This is a genomic window from Algoriphagus antarcticus, assembly GCF_002150685.1.
GTDB classification, from domain to species: domain Bacteria; phylum Bacteroidota; class Bacteroidia; order Cytophagales; family Cyclobacteriaceae; genus Algoriphagus; species Algoriphagus antarcticus.
In genome coordinates, this window is record NZ_MSSW01000063.1 from 37783 (window position 1) to 61166 (window position 23384).

At 40.9% G+C, this 23384-nt stretch carries 22 protein-coding genes; 13 read left to right on the top strand and 9 right to left on the bottom strand.

Features of this window, described 5'->3' with window-relative positions:
• Positions 1–29 precede the first annotated feature (29 nt).
• From secDF to BVH04_RS19430, 4 genes are all read right to left on the bottom strand, one after another.
• The gene (gene secDF / locus BVH04_RS19415; RefSeq protein ID WP_086543135.1) at positions 30–3002 is read right to left on the bottom strand and encodes a protein translocase subunit SecDF; all 2973 of its coding nucleotides are present in this window, start codon (positions 3000–3002) and stop codon (positions 30–32) included.
• Between the two features lie 93 nt (positions 3003–3095).
• Positions 3096–3452 carry a hypothetical protein gene (locus BVH04_RS19420; RefSeq protein ID WP_086543136.1) on the bottom strand — a complete coding sequence of 119 codons (357 nt, stop codon included), beginning with the start codon at positions 3450–3452 and terminating at the stop codon, positions 3096–3098.
• Between the two features lie 124 nt (positions 3453–3576).
• Positions 3577–4194 (bottom strand): uridine kinase family protein, encoded by a 618-nt coding sequence (locus tag BVH04_RS19425; RefSeq protein ID WP_086543137.1) that lies wholly within the window; start codon positions 4192–4194, stop codon positions 3577–3579.
• Positions 4195–4231: 37 nt separating this feature from the next.
• The gene (locus tag BVH04_RS19430) at positions 4232–4807 is read right to left on the bottom strand and encodes a non-canonical purine NTP diphosphatase (protein WP_086543138.1); all 576 of its coding nucleotides are present in this window, start codon (positions 4805–4807) and stop codon (positions 4232–4234) included.
• Between the two features lie 363 nt (positions 4808–5170).
• Between BVH04_RS19430 and BVH04_RS19435 the strand changes: the two genes are divergently transcribed.
• Positions 5171–5737, top strand: a complete 567-nt coding sequence (locus BVH04_RS19435) for an LOG family protein (RefSeq protein WP_086543139.1) — start codon at positions 5171–5173, stop codon at positions 5735–5737.
• A gap of 279 nt (positions 5738–6016) precedes the next feature.
• Positions 6017–6520: a hypothetical protein gene (locus BVH04_RS19440; protein WP_086543140.1), complete on the top strand. Its 504-nt coding sequence runs from the start codon at positions 6017–6019 to the stop codon at positions 6518–6520.
• A 26-nt stretch (positions 6521–6546) separates the two neighbouring features.
• On the opposite strand, the gene BVH04_RS19445 is transcribed toward BVH04_RS19440, so the two are convergent.
• Positions 6547–7476: a hydrogen peroxide-inducible genes activator gene (locus BVH04_RS19445; RefSeq protein WP_086543141.1), complete on the bottom strand. Its 930-nt coding sequence runs from the start codon at positions 7474–7476 to the stop codon at positions 6547–6549.
• A 101-nt stretch (positions 7477–7577) separates the two neighbouring features.
• Here BVH04_RS19445 and BVH04_RS19450 point away from each other — a divergent pair, with 101 nt between their 5' ends.
• Both BVH04_RS19450 and BVH04_RS19455 read left to right on the top strand, forming a co-directional pair.
• The gene (locus BVH04_RS19450; protein ID WP_086543142.1) at positions 7578–8135 is read left to right on the top strand and encodes a peroxiredoxin; all 558 of its coding nucleotides are present in this window, start codon (positions 7578–7580) and stop codon (positions 8133–8135) included.
• An 84-nt stretch (positions 8136–8219) separates the two neighbouring features.
• Complete coding sequence (locus BVH04_RS19455; RefSeq protein ID WP_205635887.1) at positions 8220–8810, top strand: carboxymuconolactone decarboxylase family protein; 591 nt, start codon at positions 8220–8222, stop codon at positions 8808–8810.
• Positions 8811–9044: 234 nt separating this feature from the next.
• On the opposite strand, the gene gndA is transcribed toward BVH04_RS19455, so the two are convergent.
• Positions 9045–10460: an NADP-dependent phosphogluconate dehydrogenase gene (gndA, locus tag BVH04_RS19460; protein WP_086543143.1), complete on the bottom strand. Its 1416-nt coding sequence runs from the start codon at positions 10458–10460 to the stop codon at positions 9045–9047.
• Positions 10461–10655: 195 nt separating this feature from the next.
• On the opposite strand from gndA, the gene zwf reads away from it, so the two are divergent.
• The 8 genes from zwf (at position 10656) to BVH04_RS26200 (ending at position 16979) form a co-directional block, all read left to right on the top strand.
• Entirely contained in the window at positions 10656–12182 is a 1527-nt protein-coding gene (zwf, locus tag BVH04_RS19465) for a glucose-6-phosphate dehydrogenase (RefSeq protein ID WP_086543144.1), read from the top strand.
• Between the two features lie 240 nt (positions 12183–12422).
• Positions 12423–13136: a 6-phosphogluconolactonase gene (gene pgl / locus BVH04_RS19470; RefSeq protein WP_086543145.1), complete on the top strand. Its 714-nt coding sequence runs from the start codon at positions 12423–12425 to the stop codon at positions 13134–13136.
• Positions 13137–13233: 97 nt separating this feature from the next.
• Positions 13234–13458, top strand: coding sequence for a hypothetical protein (locus BVH04_RS19475; RefSeq protein WP_086543146.1), 225 nt, complete (start codon positions 13234–13236; stop codon positions 13456–13458).
• 2 nt (positions 13459–13460) lie between these two features.
• A complete protein-coding gene (locus BVH04_RS19480; protein ID WP_086543147.1) occupies positions 13461–13916 on the top strand; it encodes a hypothetical protein in 456 nt (151 codons plus the stop codon).
• A 196-nt stretch (positions 13917–14112) separates the two neighbouring features.
• Entirely contained in the window at positions 14113–15162 is a 1050-nt protein-coding gene (locus tag BVH04_RS19485) for an NAD(P)-dependent alcohol dehydrogenase (protein WP_086543148.1), read from the top strand.
• A gap of 107 nt (positions 15163–15269) precedes the next feature.
• The gene (locus BVH04_RS19490; RefSeq protein WP_240510985.1) at positions 15270–16067 is read left to right on the top strand and encodes an alpha/beta fold hydrolase; all 798 of its coding nucleotides are present in this window, start codon (positions 15270–15272) and stop codon (positions 16065–16067) included.
• Positions 16068–16130: 63 nt separating this feature from the next.
• Entirely contained in the window at positions 16131–16550 is a 420-nt protein-coding gene (locus tag BVH04_RS19495) for a DoxX family protein (protein WP_086543149.1), read from the top strand.
• Between the two features lie 177 nt (positions 16551–16727).
• Positions 16728–16979 carry a TMEM175 family protein gene (locus BVH04_RS26200; RefSeq protein WP_240510986.1) on the top strand — a complete coding sequence of 84 codons (252 nt, stop codon included), beginning with the start codon at positions 16728–16730 and terminating at the stop codon, positions 16977–16979.
• A gap of 757 nt (positions 16980–17736) precedes the next feature.
• Here BVH04_RS26200 and alr read toward each other — a convergent pair.
• From alr to BVH04_RS19515, 3 genes are read right to left on the bottom strand one after another with little or no spacing between them, the layout of a single operon-like run.
• Entirely contained in the window at positions 17737–18894 is a 1158-nt protein-coding gene (gene alr / locus BVH04_RS19505; protein WP_086543150.1) for an alanine racemase, read from the bottom strand.
• Complete coding sequence (locus BVH04_RS19510; RefSeq protein ID WP_086543151.1) at positions 18888–20876, bottom strand: hypothetical protein; 1989 nt, start codon at positions 20874–20876, stop codon at positions 18888–18890. Before BVH04_RS19510 ends, alr begins: the two co-directional genes overlap by 7 nt.
• A gap of 22 nt (positions 20877–20898) precedes the next feature.
• Complete coding sequence (locus BVH04_RS19515; protein WP_086543152.1) at positions 20899–22122, bottom strand: ATP-grasp domain-containing protein; 1224 nt, start codon at positions 22120–22122, stop codon at positions 20899–20901.
• A 371-nt stretch (positions 22123–22493) separates the two neighbouring features.
• On the opposite strand from BVH04_RS19515, the gene BVH04_RS19520 reads away from it, so the two are divergent.
• On the top strand, positions 22494–23384 hold the full coding sequence (locus tag BVH04_RS19520) for a fructose bisphosphate aldolase (RefSeq protein ID WP_086543153.1): 891 nt from the start codon (positions 22494–22496) through the stop codon (positions 23382–23384).

The following is a 23384-nucleotide window of genomic DNA, read 5'->3' on the forward strand; positions in this document are numbered from 1 at the left end:
TCCTTTAAATAATCAATTATATCAGCTAATTAAGCAAGCTTTTTAGCCTCCTTCGCAGCATTCTCGTTATCAATTTCTCTTTTCATCAAATCCACTACAATTGGCGTAGCTATATAGATAGAAGAATATGTACCCACCAAAACACCAATAAATAAAGCAAACGAGAAGCCTCTCAATACCTCACCACCGAAGATCAACAATACGATCACTACGATCAAGGTAGTAAAAGAAGTAATCAACGTACGTCCTAGAGTCTGGTTGATGGCATCATTGAAGACTTTCACCAATTTATTAGTGCCTCTATTCTCTATATTCTCACGAATACGGTCAAAGACAATCACAGTATCGTTAATAGAATAACCGATCACAGTCAATACCGCTGCGATAAACACCTGGTCAATCTCAAACGTAGCTCCAAATGCGCTTGCGATGGCAAAAGCAGCGATCACAAACAAGGTATCGTGAATCAAGGCAATGATAGATGCCAAGGAGAACTGCCACTTGCGGAATCTCAACAAGATGTACAAGAAGATCGCAACCAACGCCACAATCATCGCTTCGGCTGACGACGCTTTGATATCATCAGCTACAGTAGCACCCACTTTCGAAGAACCTGTGATGGCGAATTGACCAGCAGCTAGAGATGCAGCGTCATCAGTAAAGGATAATCCGGTCACAGAAGCTATTCCTTCTTTTACTTTGCTCTCTACTTCGAGATTAGAAGCGGCGTCATCTTCATTTACCAAATAAGAAGTAGTCACTTTCAATACATTATTAGAACCGTAAGTTTTCACTTCTACAGATCCGTCAAACTCGCTATCCAATCCGGATTTCAAATCAGAAGCGGCCATTGGCTCGTCGAATGCAACGATGTAAGAACGACCGCCTGTGAAGTCAACACCGAATTTCAATCCATTGACAGCCGCGATACCTAGACCTATCACAATAATTGCAGAAGAGATCAGGTAAGCAACTTTCCTTTTGCCCATGAAATCAAAATTCAAGTCACTCAATAAATTTTTGGCAAAAGGAGAAGCGAAGCTAATTGAGCTCTTGTCTCCTTTTTTGCTCATCCAAGATACAATCACTCTAGTGATGAATACAGAAGAGAAGAATGAAGATGCGATACCGATCATCAATACGATTGCAAAGCCTTTTACTGGGCCCTGACCCAAAGCAAAAAGAATCGCACCTGTAAGGAAAGTCGTAACGTTAGAATCGAGAATCGCAGAGAATGCTTTGCTATAACCTGCACTAATGGCTGCCATGAGGCTCACTCCATTTCGCAGTTCTTCTTTGATACGCTCGAAAATCAGAACGTTCGCATCAATGGACATACCTATCGTCAATACAATACCTGCAATACCCGGCAAGGTCAATGCCGTGCCCAACTGTGCTAGAATACCAAGGATGAAGAAGATGTTAAAAACAAGTGCTGCGATAGCGACAAAACCTCCTTTTGAATAGTAACCCACCATGAACAGAACAACAATTACCAGACCGGCAACCATGGATAACAAACCTTGATTCAAGGCTTCTTTACCCAATGTTGGGCCAATAATGCTTTCTTCTACTATTTGGGTAGGAGCTGGAAGAGAACCAGATTTCAGAATGTTCGCCAAATCCTGAGCTTCCTGTAGGGAGAAGTTACCAGAGATCTCAGACTGTCCTGTTGGGATCTCACCGTTTACTACCGGTGCAGTGTATACATAGTCATCCAATACTACAGCGATTCTTCTACCTATATTTTCAGAAGTCAATTTTCTCCATTTTCGAGCCCCTTCTGCATTCATCTGCATAGATACTGCAGGTCTGGAAGTTTGGTCTAAAACCTGACGTGCATCAGTCACTACATCGCCTTCCAGCGGAGCTTCGTCAGTTCCTCTTTCAGCTTGGATAGCAAAAAGCTCCAATATCTCAGCCCCATCTTCCGCTTTGAAAGGCTTCACACCCCACAGCAATTTGATGTCTCTGGGAAGCAAGGATTTATAATCCTCATTTTTCAAAATACGGTTGATAGCCATGGTATCGCGAAGCTCATATGCCAAACCATAATTAGGCTTAAGCAAACTGAACAACGGCGAAACGCTATTGCGACCAGCCTTGGTAGGATCGATCTCAGCCAATTGCTTTTCCAATGCATTTCTCAAGGAATCTTCCCCAGAAAGATTCTCTGTAGCTACTGTGTCAGCTGCTGCAGACTCAGTAGACTGATTAGCAGCTACCCAAGCGCTATTCACAGTTTCAAGGGCAGCACCGATTTCGTTTACTTCTACTACTTGCCAGAACTGTAATTTAGCTACGCCCTGAAGTAGGTTTCTAACTCTTTCCTGATTGTCCACACCTGGCAATTCGATCTGAATACGACCAGAACCCTGTATTCTCTGGATATTAGGCTGAGAAGTACCGAATCTATCGATACGGGTTCTAAGGATGTTGAATGAACGCTCGATTGCATTTTCAACTTCGTTATCGATGATTTCAATGATTTCGGAATCGGAAGACTCCAAAGAAATCCGGCCTCTATTAGCAGCTGTAGCGAAGATACTGCTAAGCTTTTTTCCCGGGCTATTCTTCTGCCAAGCAGTATAAAATAGATCAACATATTTAGTGGTAGTAGTTTTCGCTTCTTCGCGAGCTTCCTCTACAGACTTATTGAAGGCAACATCTTTTGGATTACCTGCAAGTCCTTTTACAATTTCCACCGGGGAAACCTCCAATGTAACGTGCATACCGCCCTGAAGGTCAAGACCCAATCCAAGCTCTGTTTCTTTTACTTCTTGGAAAGTATAATCTGCTCCTAAGAAATTGTAAACCGGAGCTCTCCAGATAGAATCCAGATAGTTTTGTCTTTTTGAAAAATCCACGTTGCCAGACGCATCAGTTGCGTATTCCTGAGCCTTTTGCTGGATATTGTTTGATACAAATGTGAATGACAGATAGTACAAGCATAGCGCTGTAACGATCACTGTCAAAAACACAATGACACCTTTGTTTTGCATGAGAAATTGAAATTATTAATTGATTGTAATTACAGATTTGTGGCTAAACTGCAAATCAGTTAAGCGCTTTGGAGATCCAGAGATAAAGTAGGATCAGGGTCCTTTGGTGGATATTATTCGCTCAAAAAGTATTTCTACGAGCTGATTGGGTTGAAAAACTGAAGTGGATTCGGTAATAAGGGTAGAGCCTTCCGACCGGACAATTTTGTATATTAAATATAGTGTACTTTGAGATACATGAACCACGAATGGCACTACGGCATCTACCGCTACATTCAAAAAAGTTTGATTCTGATCATCTGAAGGAGCATTGTCCTGCTTTTCGATTTTAACCACGTCCCCATTTTCTGGGATATACTCCACGCTAGAAATAAACAAACACAATAGCAAAGCCAGCATCACCGTAAGGCGCTGTTGGAATAAGTTGCTATGTCGTTTAGTTGCTTTCATGCGGCGCAAATATAGCCAAATATTTAAAAGGAGTGTTTCTCATCCTTGAATTTCTGATTTTTGGTGACAAAATCAGAATAAAATATTTAAAACCAGCTGATTAACGAAAGGAAAAAGAAGTAAATCAAACATTTTTAGCCCTTAAAAAAGTGCGAATGACCTCTAGTGCTTTGTCGAAATTATGATTATTTGGCACGATGAGATCCGCATCATTCATAAATGGCTTGATGTATTTTTCATACGTTGGCATCACGTGCTGCTCGTAGCGATACAGCACATCGTCCAGATCGTAGCCTCGCTCCACCTTATCTCTGATGATTCTTCGCTTCAGCTTAATATGATCTTTGGCATCTATGAAAATTTTCAAATCAAGCAGATTTGCCAATTCTGGATAATAAAGCACAAAAATCCCCTCCACCACTACCACAGGTGAGGAAGTAAAAGTTAACATTTTGGGCTTTTTTGCAGCGTTATTGAATGTATATTCTTCCCGCTGCACCGTTTCACCAGCTTGAATTTTGCGGATATCGGATGCGTATTCTTCAAAATCTATACTCTCCGGTCTGTCAAAATTATGTACACCATGATCATCTATCGGCTGTAATTCTCTGGGCTTGTAGTAATTATCCTGCGAGATCAGGCAAACTTCACCGTCTTCGAAGGAACTCAGCAATCGCTCTAAAAAAAGTGTTTTTCCTGAGGCAGATCCACCTGTAATGCCGACGATGAATGGTTTTTTCATGCGGCAAAGTTAAAGTGATTTTCGGCTTATCACAGAATTATCTATGGCTTAGAAAGGTGATAAGCTCACTGATTGCTTTTCCTCTATGTGAGATTTGGTTCTTCTCAGCCATACTCAATTCCGCAAAGGACTTGGAATATCCTTTCGGAAGGAAAACCGGATCGTAGCCAAACCCTCCATCCCCCTTTCTCTCTTTCAATATTTCCCCTTCTGCCACTCCTTCAAACTTATATTCCTCATCTCCTAAAAGGAGTACAATCACCGTTTTAAATCGGGCAGTGCGGATAGATGAATTTTCAAGATTTTTGAGCAAAAGGTCTATATTTCGATCATCGCTTCTCGGCTCACCTGCATATCTACCTGAATAAACTCCTGGCTCTCCTTCCAATGCATCCACTTCCAATCCGGTGTCATCAGCAAAGCAATCCACTCTAAAATGCTCTCTCACATACTTCGCTTTTTGAAAAGCATTATGCTCAAGTGTGTCGCCAGTCTCTGGAAGCTCATCTGAGCAACCAATAGCCTTCAGAGAAACTATTTCAAAACTATCACCGAGAGCAGCTTTTACTTCTTCGATTTTATTGGGGTTGTTGGTAGCAAAGCAAATTTTCATAATCAAAAATAGCGTATAAAGCTTTTCGGCTCGATACCATTTGACAAAAATTACTGGTTTTCACATGACTAAATCTCCCTAGCCTCCTTTGAAAAAAGGGGGAATTGCCGAATTCGAACTTCAATCATAGCTTGCACTAACTTACGTTTAGGTAAGTGGATACGCATTTGATAATTAACTAGTCTAGCTTCTGGAGAAGCAGGACAACTGCGACCTTAAAAAGTCTCAAAATTCAATTGTCAAACTCAAATATCAAGTATAAAACGAATATGCCCTTTGCGCTTTCTTCATGCACTTTGTGGCAAAAAGTAACTCCCAAAAAAAGATTCATGTAATTTTGGATTCCACTTTAGTTTTAATCACATGAAGAAAATCACCATATATTGCGGTTCCCGAAAAGGAGAAAGTACAGTCTATGAAGCTGGTGCTCGAGCATTGGCTCAGGAAATGATCAAACGTGACCACTCATTGGTTTATGGAGCAGGAAGAGTAGGTTTGATGGGAGTGATTGCGGACGAAATGTTGGCAGCTGGGAAAGAGGTCTTGGGCATCATTCCTCAGAAACTGGTAGATCGGGAAGTGGCTCACCGAGGCTGTACAGAACTTATCATCGTAGAGACTATGCGTGATCGAAAATGGCTAATGGCAGAGCGCGGAGATGCGTTTATTGCTATGCCTGGTGGAATCGGGACGCTGGAAGAACTTTTTGAGATCATGACACTGAACCAACTTCATTACATCCAAAAGCCGCTGGCGGTGTATAATGTAAATGGCTATTTTGACAAACTCATTGATTTTTTGAACCATGCGATGAAGGAGGGATTTATGTATCCGGAGCAAGAGGAATTACTGATTATCTCAGACGATCCATCAGATTTGCTCGATCAGATTGAAGCGTATGAGGCCAGAAGGCCTGCGGATTGGGGGTAGATGTGCGATGTTGGATGCTGGATGTCCGATGTCAGGTGTCTGAGCGTCCTCGCAAAGCCATCGGGATCGAAGAAAAAAGTATTAGTGGAGTAAGTAGTGAGAAGTAAAAATTGTCAAGTAAATGATAGGAGCGACAAAATTTATAATAGCGAATGTAGAATGATGAACTTCAAATGATTAAGATTCGGGGAAAGTCATCGGGCATCCGACACCTTACACCCAACAATAAGCCTAATTTAAATCCATCCTAAAAAGATAATTTCTTATTTTTGCGCAGCAATGATCCAGAAACTCTTTCCATTAGACAAAAATTACATCCTTCGCCAGGCACAATCCGTGCTTGAAGAAGAGCTGATTGATCGAATGGTTTTTGAATTGAAGCGTTCCTATACTTACCTGTATAATCCGCTTCTTCTCATGGATACCACTTATGCACAGATTCTCGATACGTTTGATTTTCCCCGAGAAAGAGCTCGACTAATCTACCGACAACTTTGCGGCATCTATCGCTACAAGCACGGTGATAATCAGCTGGAAATGCTTTTTGATGGAAGAACCCATTTGGAAAAATTTCAAGAAGACTGGTCAGCTGTGCTTATTGAATATGTGTGTGATCTTGGCAGTTATGAACAATACGTGAAAACAATGCTGAGAATGACCTTACTTTTTGATACCGAGTCACGTGCTGAATGGGCAGAAAATCACTGCAAGGCTTTCATCAACCAGCATTTCGACTTGAAAGTAGTGAAAAGACAAGGCGAACTTCGACTGAAGATTGGGTAATTTTTAGATTTTTTTACCGCTTCCTACTACTTCCAATTGATCATCTTATACTGTTCTTCTTTCTGAAATCGTTCGGGGATCGAAAGCAATATTGATTTTCGCATCGCATGAATCAGTACGTTTTTGGTGAAGCTTTTGGTCACTGCCAAACTGATTTCACGTACAGGTTCCGGTGCATCAAATCTCCTGAGAAATTTAGATTCTTCTTTATCCATCACAGCCATTTCTGGCACTAGTGTATAGCCTACCCCTTTGTCTACCAATCGTTTTAGAGACTCAATAGAGCCGCTTTGAAATTCAAATCCAAAGTTGTTTTTGGTGGATTTGCTATCGCAAATCGACAAAATCTGATCGCGAAAGCAATGACCTTCATCCAAAACCAAAATTTGATTGGCATCTAACATTGCGGGGATTATGTGATTTCTTTTTAGGAAAGGGTGGTTTTCTGGAAGATACAGAAGAAAAGGCTCGTAGAAAAGTGGGATTTCTCGGATAGTTTTTTCTTCCAAAGGAGTTGCAAGCAGGCCTATATCCAAGGTGCCACGCTGTAACTCATGAATGATTTCAGCGGTCTGCATTTCCCGAATTTTCAATTTGGTATGAGGATTTGTATTCACAAATTCAGGTAAAAACAGCGGAAGTAGATACGGAGAAATTGTAGGAATCACACCCAGAGTGAATTCCCCTTCCAGTGATTCTTTCTCAGTGAGCACAAATTCCTTTAATTCTGAAACTTCTAAAAGAATTTTTCTCGCTTTTAGCAGAATCAAATTGCCAGCAACTGTTGGTTGAAGTGGTTTTGTGTCACGATCAAAAATTTTGACTCCGATCTCTTGCTCCAACTTTTTGACCTGTGTAGTAAGGTTTGGCTGAGATACATCGCAACTTTCAGCTGCTGTCACAAAATGCCTGAAATTATCCAAGGCAACGATATACTCTAGTTGGGCCAATGTCATATAATCTAAAGTTATGAATACATAATAATTATTAATTTGATTTATGAAAAAATGTGAGGCAACTTTGAATAACAAATTTGAAAACTAAAACCAACAATATTATGAACAATCGTATGCTTGGCTTGGGAGCGCAATTCCCAGCCTTCGAAAAAACCGCAGTTGTATCTAGAGAAAAAGGAAAAGAATTCCAGACTATCAGCAATGATATCCACACCGCCAATGGCAAATGGATGGTGATGTTCTGGTGGCCAAAAGATTTCACTTTTGTATGTCCAACAGAAATCGCTGAATTCAACAATAATGCAGGTGAATTTGCAGATAGAGATACAGTTTTGGTAGGAGCTTCCACAGATTCTGAATTCGTCCACTTGGCATGGAGAAACAACCACGAAGATCTTCGTGACCTTAAATTCCCGATGCTAGCCGACACTTCTAAGTCTCTTGCCGAAGAACTTGGTATCCTAGAAGCAACTGAGAAAATCGCTTACAGAGCTACTTTCATCATCGATCCTCAAGGAATCGTTCGTTGGGTATCTGCTTATGATCTCTCTGTAGGAAGAAATGTGGAGGAAGTATTGAGAGTGCTTGATGCGCTTCAGACTGACGAGCTTTGCCCATGCAACTGGGAAAAAGGAGAAGAAACATTGAACCTGAATTAATTCAGATTTCAAATCTCGAATCTAATTATGCAAAGGAGATCTAATGGTCTCCTTTGCTAGTTTCAAAACATAAAATCTAACATCATGGAAGTATTAAATATGAATCAATCAGTAGCCGAACTTTTGGAAGTAGTAGGCCTGAATGAAGAATTTACCAACGAATCTTTGAGAAATCTGGGCGATGCTGATTCCAGATACGTGAAGGATTTGAAACTCAACTTCAAGACTATCCTCAAAGGAGAAAAGTTAACTCAAAAGGAAGTTGCTTTGATGGGTTTGGCTCTTGCAGCTAATGCAGCCAACAATCCACTTCAGCGGTTTTTTAGAAAATTGGCAGAAGAAAATGAAGCTAATATAGCCGAAATCGGTGAAGCAGTAGCTTGCGCTTCTTTGCTAAGCAGCAACAACGTATTGTACAGATTCCGCCACTTCGTGGAAAAGGAAAAGTACGGACAAATCCCTGCCAGACTTCGCATGAATATCATGATGACTCCTGTATTGGGTAAAGAGTTCTTTGAATTAATATCTACTGCCGTTTCTGCCGTGAATGGCTGCCAGATGTGTGTGGCTTCTCATGAGAACCACCTGATCGAATTGGGAACCAGCGAAGAAAGAATCTTCGAATCCATCCGTATGGCATCTGTCATCACGAGCATGGTAAAAGTGATCTATTAAGAAATTATAGTCCGGTATATAAATGCAAAAACCTCCTGAGTGATCGGGAGGTTTTTTTTTACCGCAAAGGCCGCTGAGGACTACGCAGAGAGCACAACAGTTTGATTTTGATGTTTGTCGAGATTGTGCTTCTCAAGAAGCAGGACTCTGCTCCTATCTAACACAAAAGTTCGTCGATTCCCCAACGAGCTTTTATATTATTTTTTCTGAAAACTGCAGCCTGAAAACTGCCAACTATTCCTTCCCCCATTCTGTATGGAAAATCCCATTTTGATCAGTTCGCTCGTACGTATGTGAGCCGAAGTGGTCACGCTGCGCTTGGATTAGATTTAAAGGAAGTTTGCTAGAAGTGTACGCATCGAAGTAACTCAAAGCGCTGGAAAGTCCAGGTACAGGAATTCCATTTTTAGAGGCGAATCCGACTACCTCACGAACAGCAAGCAAAGTGCCCTGAATTTTCGGCGCAAACGAAGGTGAAAGCAGCAAATTAGGTAATTTATTATCTGTAGTGTAAGCTTCCGCGATATCAGCCAAAAGCCCCGCGCGAATAATACATCCAGCTCTCCAGATTTTAGCTATTGTAGATAGATCTAGGTCGTACCCATATTCCTTGGAAGCATAAGAAAGCTGATGCAATCCTTGAGTATAAGCAATGATGAAGGAGAAATATAACGCTTGTTCAGCTTGAGAGATTAATTGCTCTTTTGCTATATGCGCCACTTCTGGTCTTGAATAAAGCTGGTCAGCTTGAACCCGCTCATCTTTTAAGGCAGATATCTCACGCATACTTACCGCCATATCAATGGTAGGAACTGGAATTCCTAAATCCATAGCATTCTGTGAAGTCCATTTCCCAGTTCCTTTTTGCTTGGCTTTATCCAAAATCATATCTATCAGATCTGCATCAGTAAGCTCATCCTTTTGAGCGAAAATCTCAGCTGTGATTTCTACTAGAAATGATTGTAAACGACCTTTATTCCAAGTATCGTATACCTGATGAAGTTCTTCATTTGACAGATCACAGGATTTTTTCAGCAAATCATAGATCTCAGAAGTTAGCTGCATCATGGCATATTCAATGCCGTTGTGAACCATTTTAACATAGTTTCCAGCTGATTTTGGTCCCAAATAAGCGACGCAAGGCTCGCCTTTATATTTTGCAGCAACGGCTTCAAATATTGGTTTTACGTGAGCATAAGCTTCTTTGTCTCCACCTGGCATGATGCTGGGCCCATTTCTAGCGCCTTCAGCCCCGCCAGATACTCCAGAACCAAAGAAGTGAATTCCTTTTTCTTTCAAATAAGCCTCTCTTCGGTCAGTATCTGTGAAAAAGGAATTTCCTCCATCTATAATTATATCTCCTTTGTCTAGAAGAGGCAGAAGATTTTCTATCGCATGATCTACAATTTTTCCGGCAGGAACGAGTAGCATGATTTTTCTTGGAGTTGCCAGAGCCTGAACAAACGTATTGACATCAGTGGTTGCGTTCACATTCTTCATGTCACCAGCTTCTACTTTCAGAGCCTCCACCTGTGCTACACTCAGATCATATCCAAAAGCGCTGAAATTGTTGTCCGCAACATTCAAAATAAAATTTCGCCCCATTACTCCAAGGCCAACTAATCCAAAATCATAATTCGTGTACTCCATCGTTTCTAATTGTTGATTTTCAAATTTGCTTCTAAGGCTTATCCCTTGCAAGGTTAGAAATAAATATGGGTTATTTTTACGTCTCTTCAGTCCAAAATTAATGGATTGAAGGTTGGCTTTATAGTAAGATTGATAAATTTGTGATCACCCAAAGTCGGGTTTTGATACCAAAACCATAAAAATACGCCTATACTGATGAAAAAAACACAAAACCAGATGCTAATAATTTTTGGTGCATCAGGTGACTTGACTGCACGAAAACTGGTTCCGGCAATTTATAACCTCTATAAAGGTGAGCATCTTCCAGAAAATTTTGTGGTTTTGGGAGCTAGCAGAAGTACAATGACTGATGAGGAATTTCGCCAAAAGGTAGTTCAGGAAAGCGAATTCATGAAGGAAAAAATCGGTAAAGAGGACAAAGAATTCATTTCCACTTTTGCCAATAAGTTGTTTTATGAGGACTTGGGAGACAATTACGATAGAAGCTACAAAGGATTGGCTAAGCGGATCGGCGACTTGAATAAGGAAAAAGGCTGTGAAGAAAATTATATTTTCTATTTGTCCACACCACCAAGTCTGTACGAGATAATTGCCAAGAATCTTTGCGAAGCAAATCTTACCAAAGAAGAAAATGGCTGGAAACGCATCATTGTGGAGAAGCCATTTGGGTATAGTTTGGCTACTGCAAAAGAGCTGAATGAGGGATTGCAAAAGTATTTCAACGAATCTCAGGTGTATAGAATTGATCACTATCTGGGTAAAGAAACTGTTCAAAACTTACTTGTAACGCGTTTTTCCAATTCGATTTTCGAGCCAACCTGGAACCGTCGATACATTCACCATGTGGAAATCACCAATGCTGAGACCGTAGGGGTGGAAAAGCGAGGTGGATATTATGACAAATCGGGTGCGCTTCGCGATATGTTTCAAAGCCATTTGCTTCAGGTAGTTTCACTCATCGTAATGGAGCCACCGATCAATTCCAGTGCGGAGGAAATCCGTGATGAAAAGGTCAAAGCATTGAAGTCTTTAAGGGTGATGAGCAGTGATGAGGAATTGGCAACTCACACCATGAAAGGCCAATATGTGGCCTCGACCATCAATGGGAAAAAGGTAAAAGGATATCGTGAGGAAGAAGGGGTAGATCCGAATTCCAAGACAGAGACTTTTGCTGCAGTTAAATTTTTTGTGGACAATTGGCGCTGGAAAGACGTGCCGTTCTACGTCCGTACAGCTAAATACATGCCTACAAAAGTGACTGAAGTGGTGATTCACTTTAAGTCCCCGGCGCATGAGGTTTTCAAAAGTCAGGATGCGTACAAAAAGGACAACAAAATCATCATCCGTATCCAACCTGATGAAGGAATCTTGATGAAATTCGGAGTAAAAGTGCCTGGACTGGGATTCCATGTGGAGCAGGCAAATATGGATTTCTACTATTCCGACCTCGACTCAGCGGAGATTATGGACGCGTATGAGAGGTTGCTAATAGATGCTATGCAAGGAGATGCGACACTTTATGCGAGAGCTGACGAAGTGGAAGCTGCTTGGAGGTTTGTGGATCCGATCTTGAAATACTGGGAAAATGATGATGTCCCAACATACGGTTACGCCGCTGGAACTTGGGGTCCAAGAAATTCCGATGACATGTTTGAAGGCAATTTTGGATGGAGAAATCCAGGAAATCGGCTGACGGACGAAACTGGCTTCTGCATTCTTTAGAAAAAAATTAAACCGCTGAGTTCGCAGAGTATTACGCAGAGAGCGCAGTTTAAAATTGGGACTTTCTTCAAAACATGATTAACCCTAGCAAATTCGCCACTTCAGCTTGCGCGCTGTAGCCTTTCACCCCACTACCGGAAGGCAGGCGTCTTCGTTCTTCGGACTGGTAAAGCAAAGAAGGCGTGGCTATTGGCATGATAGCTTTTAACCAGATACAAACTTCATAAATCCAAAAATCCAATGAAACTTAAGATATACGATACCAAAGAGCAGGTTGCGAAGGAGTTTTCCGAATATTTCAGATACTTGGCAAATAGCGATCAAACAATCCACGTCGCACTTTCAGGAGGCAGTACACCAAAGATTATATTCGATTATTTGGCAACCCATTTTGGAAATGAAATCGACTGGTCAAAAATCAATTTCTACTGGGGTGATGAGCGCTGTGTAGCTCCCGACGATTCTGAAAGCAATTATAAGATGACCGTGGATCATTTACTGTCGAAGATAGAAATCCCAGAGGAGAACATTTTTAGAGTTTTGGGTGAAAATGAGCCTAAGGCAGAAGCTGTACGATACAGCCAGCTTCTGGATACTGAGCTTCCAAAATTGAATGACATTCCTCAGTTTGATCTGGTCATGCTAGGAATGGGTGATGACGGACACACGGTTTCTATTTTCCCGGATTCAATTAAATTATGGGATGATAAAGAAAATTGTGTCGTGGCTGTTCATCCTGATTCCGGCCAAAAACGAGTGACCATCACAGGCAAAATTGTTAATAATGCCAAAGCAGTTGCCTTTTTAGTCACTGGCGCGGGCAAGGCAGAGAAAGTGCAGGAAATCTTCAAAAAAGAAAAGGACTTTGCAAGCTACCCAGCAAACTTGGTTCAGCCTAAGCACGGTGAATTGATCTGGTTTTTGGACCAGGACGCGGCCAGTGGTTTAAATTAGCACAGAAATAACTCGCTTTTTTTTGGAAAAAAGGCGGCGTAAATCTGGATAGTTTCTCCGTTTTCTCGTTATATTAGACAAAACAAATCAAATAGAGATGGCTGAAATCAGATTGAATATCGATGATAAGTTTATAGAAGAGCTCAAGAAAGAAACGGGTATTGATAAAGCTTCACAGTTAACCGCTGAAGCACTTACATTCTATAAATGGGCAGTGAATGAGGCTAGAAATAAGAGAGTCCTCATTACAACTGATGAAAAAGGGGGAGATATAAAGAAGGTGGTAATGCCTACCTTGGAAATGGCAAAATACAAGAAGTAGCTATGGCTGATGAAAATAAAGATAAAGAAGAGGGAGCGAAACCCTCTATCTTTATCCCAGCAAGCATTGATTTAGCAGGGATTACAGAAGAAGATGATGTGATTTCGGGAGGCATTTCAAGACCTATAGTTAAGGAGCCATCTTTACCAATTATTGGCTACAAATTATCATTATTCGTTCTTTGCACAATTGGCGCATGCTTGTTGTTTTTCTTCATTTACTTACTGATCACACCACTAGATGCTACTTCGGATTTTGATATTTCTATATTAAATCCGGCAGATTCATTGTTTACTCAAAAACTAGAGGTATTTAAATTGGTCAAGGAGGAGAAAAGTGACATGAGGGCGTTTTTCATTTCAACGGCACAATTGATACTACTCAATTTACTTTTACCTGTACTTACCGCCATTTTAGGATATATTTTTGGTTCCAATAACAAATCCAAAGAAGCTTGAGATAAGATCAGGCATTCGTATTGTCCTCACCGCAAATCAAGATCTCTAATAATTTTTAAAGGACATCACTAACCTTTCAGCCAGATTGAATGCTTTTTCTTAAGTTTTCGATTGTGATTATTTAATCTCAATCCAAAAACTTAATCCTCCAACCCTTTGTTGACAAACCATACAAAAACCATTAACTGATACTTAAATGACACAGGTAAAAGCATATGCAGCTCAGAAAGCTGATCAACCACTGGCTCCATTTGATCTTAATAGAAGAACTCCAAGCCCAACCGATGTAGAGATTGAAATATTGTATTGCGGAGTATGTCACTCTGATATTCACACTGCCCGAAATGAATGGGGTGGCACCATGTACCCTGTGGTTCCTGGCCACGAAATCGTTGGAAAAGTTTCTGCTGTTGGTTCTGAAGTCACCAAGCACAAAGTTGGCGACACAGTAGGTGTAGGCTGCTTCGTAGATTCCTGTGGTCACTGCAATAATTGTGAAGAAGACCTAGAGCAATATTGTGAAAATGGTCATTCTCAAACCTACAATTCATTTCTTCAGGATAAGAAAACGATTACCTACGGAGGATATTCCACGCATATTGTGGTGACTGAGAAGTTTGTCTTGAGCGTTTCTGACAAATTAGCTCTTGAAGCTGTCGCTCCTTTGCTTTGCGCAGGAATCACCACTTATTCACCTTTGAAGCATTGGAATGTCAAAAAAGGCGATAAAGTGGCCGTTGTAGGACTTGGTGGATTGGGGCATATGGCAGTGAAAATTGCCGCAGCAATGGGTGCGGAGGTAACCATGCTGAGCAGATCTCCAGAAAAAGCCAAAGATGCTGACGCGCTAGGTGCACATCATTTCGAATTGACTACTAATCCAGAAAACATGAAAAAAATGGCAAGCTCATTCAACTTGATCATTGACACGGTTTCAGGACAACATGATTATAATTCTTATTTGGGTTTATTGAAAACTGATGGCACCATGGTACTACTTGGTGTTCCACCACAAATGGAAGAGATCCATGCTGGCTCATTGATTTTTGGACGAAGGAGCTTAGTTGGTTCCCTAGTAGGAGGAATCAAAGAAACGCAGGAAATGTTGGATTTCTGCGCTGAGCACAATATTGTCTCAGATGTCGAAGTAATCTCGATCGACCAGATCAATGAAGCTTACGAGCGCACAATCGCCGGTGATGTTCATTATAGATTTGTAATAGATATGGCTTCTTTGAAAAATTAGGAGAAAGGCAAACATGAAAAAAGCGACTGGGACTAATTCTCAGTCGCTTTTTTTGTTTCTGTAAACAATCAAAATCCCTATCTTTTTGATCGATACGCTACCGAACAATGATGAAACTTCAGAAGACTCTACTTTTTACCATAATTGCTATTCTGATCAGCTTAAGTTCCTATGGGCAGGATCCTGTTTTCAGTGAATACAAATCAGAGGAGTTTTCATTTGAAGGACAAGATGCCAAGGTTGTTTTTCCTGCAAAACCCAATGATGAGAAACTTTGGATATGGAGAGCTAGATTTTGGGGGCATGAGCCACAGCTAGATAAAGCTTTGCTGGATCTTGGCTTTCATGTGGTTTATGTGGATGTCGCAAATCTATATGGGAATGATGAAGCAGTGGAGGTTTGGAATAGGTTTTACAAACTTTGTCGAAAGAAATACGGTCTGAACAAAAAAGTAGTTCTCGAAGGAATGAGCAGAGGCGGACTTATCATCTACAACTGGGCTGCCCAAAATACCAAGAAGGTATTTAGCATCTATGCAGACGCACCAGTTTGTGATATTAAGAGTTGGCCCGGAGGGCTGTATGCAGGTGCTGGTAGTCCAGCAGATTGGGGAAGATGCTTAAAGGCTTATGATTTGGATTCAGCTTCTGTGATGGATTTCAAAGGCATTCCGATTTATACAAGTATTAAAGTTGCGAAAGCTGGAATTCCAGTGATTCACGTATATGGAGATTCAGATAAAGTGGTTCCTCATGAAGAAAACACTGCTTTGCTGGCAGAGCAATTCCGCAAAGCAGGTGGAACCATCAAGTTAATTCCCAAGCAAGGCATTGGGCATCATCCACATTCTTTGGAAGATCCTACGCCTATTGTTAAGTTTATTTTAGAGAGTATTCGCAAATAAACTGACTAATAAGCCATATCTATCTACTCAAAATCAATAATTTCAACTACTATTTAATGCCTTATGCTGAATCCCAAAACATCCACTATCCAAATTGTTTTTAGAATTATCCTGGGAGCTTTTATGATCTTGGCGGCTGTCGGGCATTTGACTTTCCAGAGACAGGAATTTCAGGCACAGGTACCAGAATGGATTCCTCTGGCCAAAGACTTGGTAGTCATCCTTTCTGGCTTAGTGGAATTTGCATTGGGTTTTGGGATGATTTTCTTGTCAAAGCATAAAGTGAAAGTTGGGATTGCACTCGCCATTTTTTATGTTCTTATTTTCCCTGGCAATATTGCTCAATATGTAAATGGCACAGATGCTTTTGGATTAGATACAGATCAGAAGCGTCTAATCAGGTTGTTTTTTCAGCCTGTATTGATCATTTGGGCACTTTGGTCAACAGGAGCTTTTAAAGTACTCTTCTCTAATAAGAATTGAGATTATTATTTGTTGTTATGGAAAAGTTTCAAAACAGCTTGTGATTTCATTCAAGGCAAATGATTAATAGGCTGAATTGCTTATTTGAGCTTGAAAATTTCAGATCGAAGATTTTCACTTTTCTTAATTTTTCCACTGATTCAAATCGATTTTCTTAAAGGATGAAATAATTTGACCATGCGAAATCAACTTTTTAAATCTGACAATAGAGATTCAAACTTTACTTACCGAGGTGAAAGCCCTTCAAGACTTGACAATCTAACTGATGCTGTTTTTGGAATTGCGGTGACACCGCTAATCTTTAACATGGCCAGTGCAAATTCACTTGAGGATTTAATTGTGTTTACAAAAACACTTCCGGCATTTTTGATTAGCATAGGTTTTTTGATAGTGATTTGGCAAGAACATGTGCGCTTCTCTGAGATTTAAACCATGCGAGCTCCATGGCTAATTTTTCTCAATTCACTTTTTCTCGCACAAATCATCTTCTGTCTATATCCATTTCGGTTTTTGACACTATTCTTGACCAATTTGATCTTTGGCACAGAACTAACGTTACAGATTTCCCTCATTGAAATTCCTGATTTAATGATCTATAATGGCTCTATCGCATTTGCCTTATACTGTACTATTTTGGTTTTATAATTTGGCGTTTTGGAATAAAGAAGGCCTAGTCTTAAATCCATATGTGCACTTGCATGCAAAATATCAACGAATTAGAATGTTTAGTTTTCCCTTACTATCAATTCTAATTGTTTGGCTAATTCGCCCATTTTCAATTGGATGGGCTTCTTTTTTGGGAGGTGTACTGTATGCTTTTTACACCCCTGCAATAATGGTTTGGGTAAAATTTTACAAGAAAGTAGCTACTTTGATTAGTAAAAAGAAGACTTTCTCAAGTGCCTAGGAGGAGAGCTTTTCGAGATTTCTACTGCCAAATTGAAAGTGACTCGAAAGCATAGTTTGGAAAGAAAAGCAGACGAATAACTGCAATTGATAAAGTTTACGACGGATAGCAAATCAGCTCCTAGGTATCGTACCGCTACCAAACCCGCTTGTGTTATTGCACATCCTTTAAATGGTAACGTATCTGCGGCTGGAAATGGAATTGGTGAGATTTTGAAAGTGAATTTAGAGCAGTGGGAGATCATCAACCGTTTTAAACTGATAGGGCGCACTACAGTTACTATGACACTATTTCCCTCGGAATAGCAGCAGGAAGGCGGCTGAGCATCTCGTTGTTCAGCAATTGGGTGACTTCTGTGAATGAGCTGATATTAATTGTATTGTTTCCTTGCCTTCCGACAAGTACTACTTCATCACCGACTTGCACTCCTTCAATATGAGACACGTCCACCATGAATAAGTTCATGTTGATCAGCCCTACTATGGATGCTTTCTTGCCTTTGATCAGCACATGTCCTTGATTTGATTGTGCTTTGGGATAGCCGTTGGAATAGCCCAAAGGCATCACGGCTACTTTCATATCCTGAGTCGCCTGATAGGAAGTACCATAGCCTATAAACTCTCCCACATCCACATCCCGGACATCCATCACATCGGTTTTCCAAGTAAATATTCTTCTCAGCGATCCGTCAGACTGCTTGCCTATCTCTTGAAGGTGAGCATAATAAATATCGGGGCTTGGCCAAAACCCATATTGTGCGACCCCGATTCTCACCATGTCATAGACGGTGTCTTTAAAAGCCAAAGCTGCAGCTGAGCAGGCGATGTGGCGGATTTCTGGCATGATATTCTTCTGCTTGCATTCTTTTAAAAAATTCTTGTACCGCTGATGCTGTGAATTGATCTTAAACATATTAGAAAAACTCTCTGCGCCACCAAAGTGAGTACAAAGCCCTTTGAATACTAAATGGTCAGAATGCTTTTTAAGAAAAGTAAGCGTCTTTGAAAATTCTTTTTGAGGCAGGCCTGTTCGGTTGGCGCCAGTTTCTACCTCAATATGAACTTTGGCTTTTATCCCTAATTTTTTTGCGTTTTCCAACACCAAAGGAAGTCGGGCATAATTGAAAACGTAAAATTCAATTTCATTTAGAATCGCCCAGGCAATATCAACGTCATAGAGAATACCCATAATCATCACATCGCTACTTTTGGCTTTCGCAGTCAGTACCTCCTCTGCTTCAAAAGCAGAAGCCGTAGCGAAGTGATCAATTCCAGCCTTTTCTGCCATTTTTACAAATTGCTTGATCCCATGGCCATAGGCATTTGCCTTCACTACAGAGGAGATTCGGACGCCCTCTCCCACTTTTTTGAGCAGAAAATTGACGTTTTTAGTAAGTGAAGATTGACTGAGTTCTATTCTCGATGAGTGTTTTACCATAGTTTTATTTGTTGGTTCCAGAAGTAGGATTTACCCCAGCTCTCTTTTGCGATTTCCTCCACTTTTGTGATTTCTTCCTCAGGCACACCATCCAGCCAACTTTTCACATCCAGGGAGCTGTAGTGAAATGCATAAATCCTGGCGGAAAACTGATAAAAGGGTAAGGAGGATTCTCCGGGTTTTTCGCCTTGACCATTTACTGAAGGGCGGATTCCCTGTCCCCAATCCTGTCTTCCTTCATTATTAGGGTTGAGAAAATAAGCACGTATTTCACCTGTGGGGCTTTTATCTACTCGCAACAGTGAAATGGCATGGAATCCAAGCATAACCCCATTATTATTGGTGATGAAAATTCCCAATGGATTGGGAAAAGCCATTTTCTGATCCCCGTTGTAGCTAGGGTGAAATGATGCATAGAATATTCGGGTGAAACCTCTAAAATCCAAAATGGAATTACTGAGGTAGTCATAACATGAAGCAAAGCCTACCTGAATCCATTGTCCATACATCGCAAGATTGACCCAGCGATGCGGATCATCCCAGCGACCAGTAGCCAGTTTCATCATTTCATTATAGATCTTATCTAAGTGAGGTACTAGTACTACTGAGACCACATCCAAATTGTAATCCATACGATCAAGCAGACCTTTGCCAAGCTGATTGGATACCAAATCGTAGTTTTCAAATCGCATGATCAAATTATTTTGGGTAGCTACCGTGATGATCATGTCAATGAGCTTGGCTGGGGAATGCTGACTCCACATACTCATACCTCTAGCTGATTGGCAGGTAGGATTATTTCCCTGACCTACCCCTAGCGGCTGACCGAGCACCTTTATGGTGCCCCCGACGAGGTATTGCAAGGCTGTGACATCCTGATCAGGATTGACCAAAGATTTCAGAATTCTCTTCTCTACCTGTGGGTTTACCCTGATTTTACGCAGGTTCCCAAGAGCTGAGCGGACGGGGGTTCTAGAAAAAAGATTCCTACCAAGCATCCTTGCCAAGCCATATATACACTGGCAGTTGTCAAAGCTTACTGTCTCTAGGATAAGATTGGAAACTAGTTTGTGGAATTTTTCCCATTCAGCTATCCCCCGATCATTCAAGTCTAGACAGACTGGCACCAAATCAGGAAATTCGTTGACAAGCTTTCTCAAGAGAATTGCATGATAGCCGCTCACCAATCCAGTGGCATTCATATACCTTCCCATCGATTCAGCTTCGGACTGCAAAACTGATTCATCACTTCCCTCAATGAATGACCGATAAGCATCCTTATCAGAATGCACACGTGCCCCATCTGATGGCTGAAAAAGTGCATCGATGAACACGTTCATATTTTGGTCATTCTCGGTATTGCCCGAGGTATCGAAGCGCCTTTTCACCAAAGTAATAAGCTCTCTCGCTTTGCGGGTAAGGATCGGACGCTGAGCACATATCAGCTGTACTTCCACCACTAGCTTCTCATAAATCCCTACTAGATCTACTTCAGACATGATAAAAGAAAAAAGATTGAAGACCTTTTTCAGCTCACGCTCAGTCATCTTTATCCTAGTCTCCTCGGTAGCCTCTTTCAATGCGAATTCAAGATTGTGCACGATCGCCTCTTCGAGAAAATTCTGTGCTTCATCTGCCGAAATAGCATCATGCACGTCTTCTCCTTGGGCGTAGCGCAAAATCCTAAGCTCAGACAATATTTCAAAACTTGAGGTGGGATGCCCTGCTTTCAATGTGCCTTTTACCAAGAATGGAACGAGTTTGTCTGGCTCACTCCAAACTGTTTCTTCGAAGATTCCTGCCTTGTCCAGCATTGCACTTTGCTTATACAAATAAGCCATACCATTACTGGTAAGGCTTAATATGTCAATTTGACTAGCGAGTTTGGTTGCTTTCTCTTTTCTGGAGAGTGGGCCAGAACTCGTAAATTCTTTCAGACTTTGATCAAAATTAGCAAAGACCTTATCAGTGATTATTTCCATTAGTTAACTTTAAACTTGTATTTTATACGTAAAAATCCACCTCTTCATAATGTTTCAGTAGCTCCGTCATTCGGTCTGGATCCTCTCCCCGGAAGTTAATAGTACCGAAGTGATTACCGAATCCATCTCTGTCTCCACTCAGTTTCTGTCCTTCATAAGGAGCGATCAGCGTATGCTCAACAAAATATGGTTCGTTGTTCAAATCCTCAGGAATTTCAAGTTTAGAGAATTGACGCTTGCGAGGATAGATCATCACATTACCGTGATAGTTCTTAGGCTTGAAGTCCTTCGCCGGGAATATTCCATCAAGTTCCTCTTCGGTAATATTAGGGTCATGACAAAGAACAAATGCCGCCAATGCGTCAAATTCGTAAGCTTTGGAGCAAAGCTCCAAGATGTGTCCTCCCGGAATCCTACAAGCCGTTTCACCGAAATTCAATTCATCATTTTCTGTAAGGAACCATTCTGGGTGAACCATTCCGTACTCAATTCCGAAAATATCCACCATTTTCTGCACCTGCTTGTGGATGAGATCACGCTTACTCTCCAAGTAATGTCCTTCAGGAATGAAATTGGAATACCCCAGTTTTACATATTCCGTGATATTCAGGAATCTGATTTTTCCTTTATTAATAAATGCCTCGCATGAAAACTCACGACCAGACAAATGACTTTCGGCAAGACATGGGAAATCTGAATCCTCACATTTTTCATCAATATCACTCATAGACCGCAGTAACCTGTGCCCGACAGTACCTGCGGAAGCAAATGGCTTGATGTGCACCCAACTATCCGCTTCACCATCGAGCTGCAGATTGGCTTGATTGAGACGCTTCATAAAGGCTTTGACGCCCTCCTTATTAAACACTTCCTCAAAGAGTCCTACCTTCAACCCTCCAATTAAGGCCTTTCTCTTCATCATAGCCTTATTTCTGAACAGAAATGCCCTGTTCAATACACGGGCATCACCACGATAAATCGAGTTTAAAGCACCTGCCCATTCGACAGTTTCTTCATACAATGGCACGGCTACGTCTGCATTAAACGCTTTAAGCTTTTCAAATAAATCCAGAGAATTTGACGTATCACTCCATTCGTCTAGCGGATAGGGAAGAAAAGGAATATTATTTTCAGTAGCATAGGGTTCGAAATCTGGAAAGGAAACCACTACAAAGGGTTTTCCAGTCTTTTGCATACTCTCTATGACGGGCAGACTCCAGCCCATTAATGCGAAACAATTAGCCATGGTGGTTATTGGTTTTAAGGATTTTAAAATATGAAAGTGATGTTACTTTCGGTGCACAGAACGCGCAAAATAGGAAGGGACAGGTTTGTCTTTCCGATGAAAACATCTACTTATATAAGGGTTCTCAGTTATAATAGTTCCATCTATTCCTAATCGCATTGATGTGTACAACAGTTTCTTGAAATATTTAAAGTTTATGGCTTTTGCTATGTTAATCTGTTCATATTGAGATTATTCCAGTATCATCTACTCTCAATCAGGAAAAATCATAATTAGTATTTTATACTAAGAGGATCTCAAATCAATGCTGTATTTCAATTCCACAAAGAAGATCCTTATCTTAAAAGCCGTACCACAAACTCCTTTTAACTATGGATCAATTCGAAAAACAATTTCAGCGAATACAAGAAGGCAAAGGTTTTATTGCTGCTTTGGATCAGAGTGGTGGCAGTACGCCAAAAGCTCTTCTAGGCTATGGAATCAAGGAAAATGTATATAGCGGAAAAGAGGAAATGTATCGCCTGATCCACGAAATGCGTGTGCGGGTAATGAAGGATCCCAGCTTCACAGGAGATAAAATACTGGGAGTGATTCTTTTTGAAAAAACGATGAACGGTTTTGTGGACAGCGTTCCTGTACCCGAATTTCTCTGGAGGAAAAATATTGTTCCCTTTCTGAAAATAGACAAAGGCCTTAAAAAGATTGAAAGCGGAGTAAAACTCATGAAAGAGATACCGACCATCTCTGAAAGGCTTCAGGATGCGAAAAGTAAAGGGATTTTTGGCACAAAAATGCGAGCAGTGATTTATGCCAAGGATGAAGCTGGGATCATTGAAATAGCCAAGCAACAATTTGAAGTGGCAAAAGTCGTTTTGGAAAATGGCTTAATACCCATCATCGAACCAGAAGTGGATATCAATGCCGATGACAAGGTAGAGATAGAAACCATTCTGAGAGAAGCTCTTTTGGCTGAGTTGGATAAATTGTCCAGCGATCAAAACATCATCCTCAAGCTTACCTTGCCTACTGAAGCTGATTATTATACAGAGCTGATTCAGCACGAAAATGTAATTCGGGTTTTGGCTCTTTCAGGTGGCTATTCTAGAGATACGGCCTGCCGATTACTCACACAAAACCATGGCATGATCGCTAGCTTCTCCCGTGCCTTACTGGATGATCTGAAAGTGAAACAAAGTCCAGATCAATTTTCAAAGGGAATTTCAACTGCAATCGAGGAAATTTATCAAGCTTCAATCACCTAA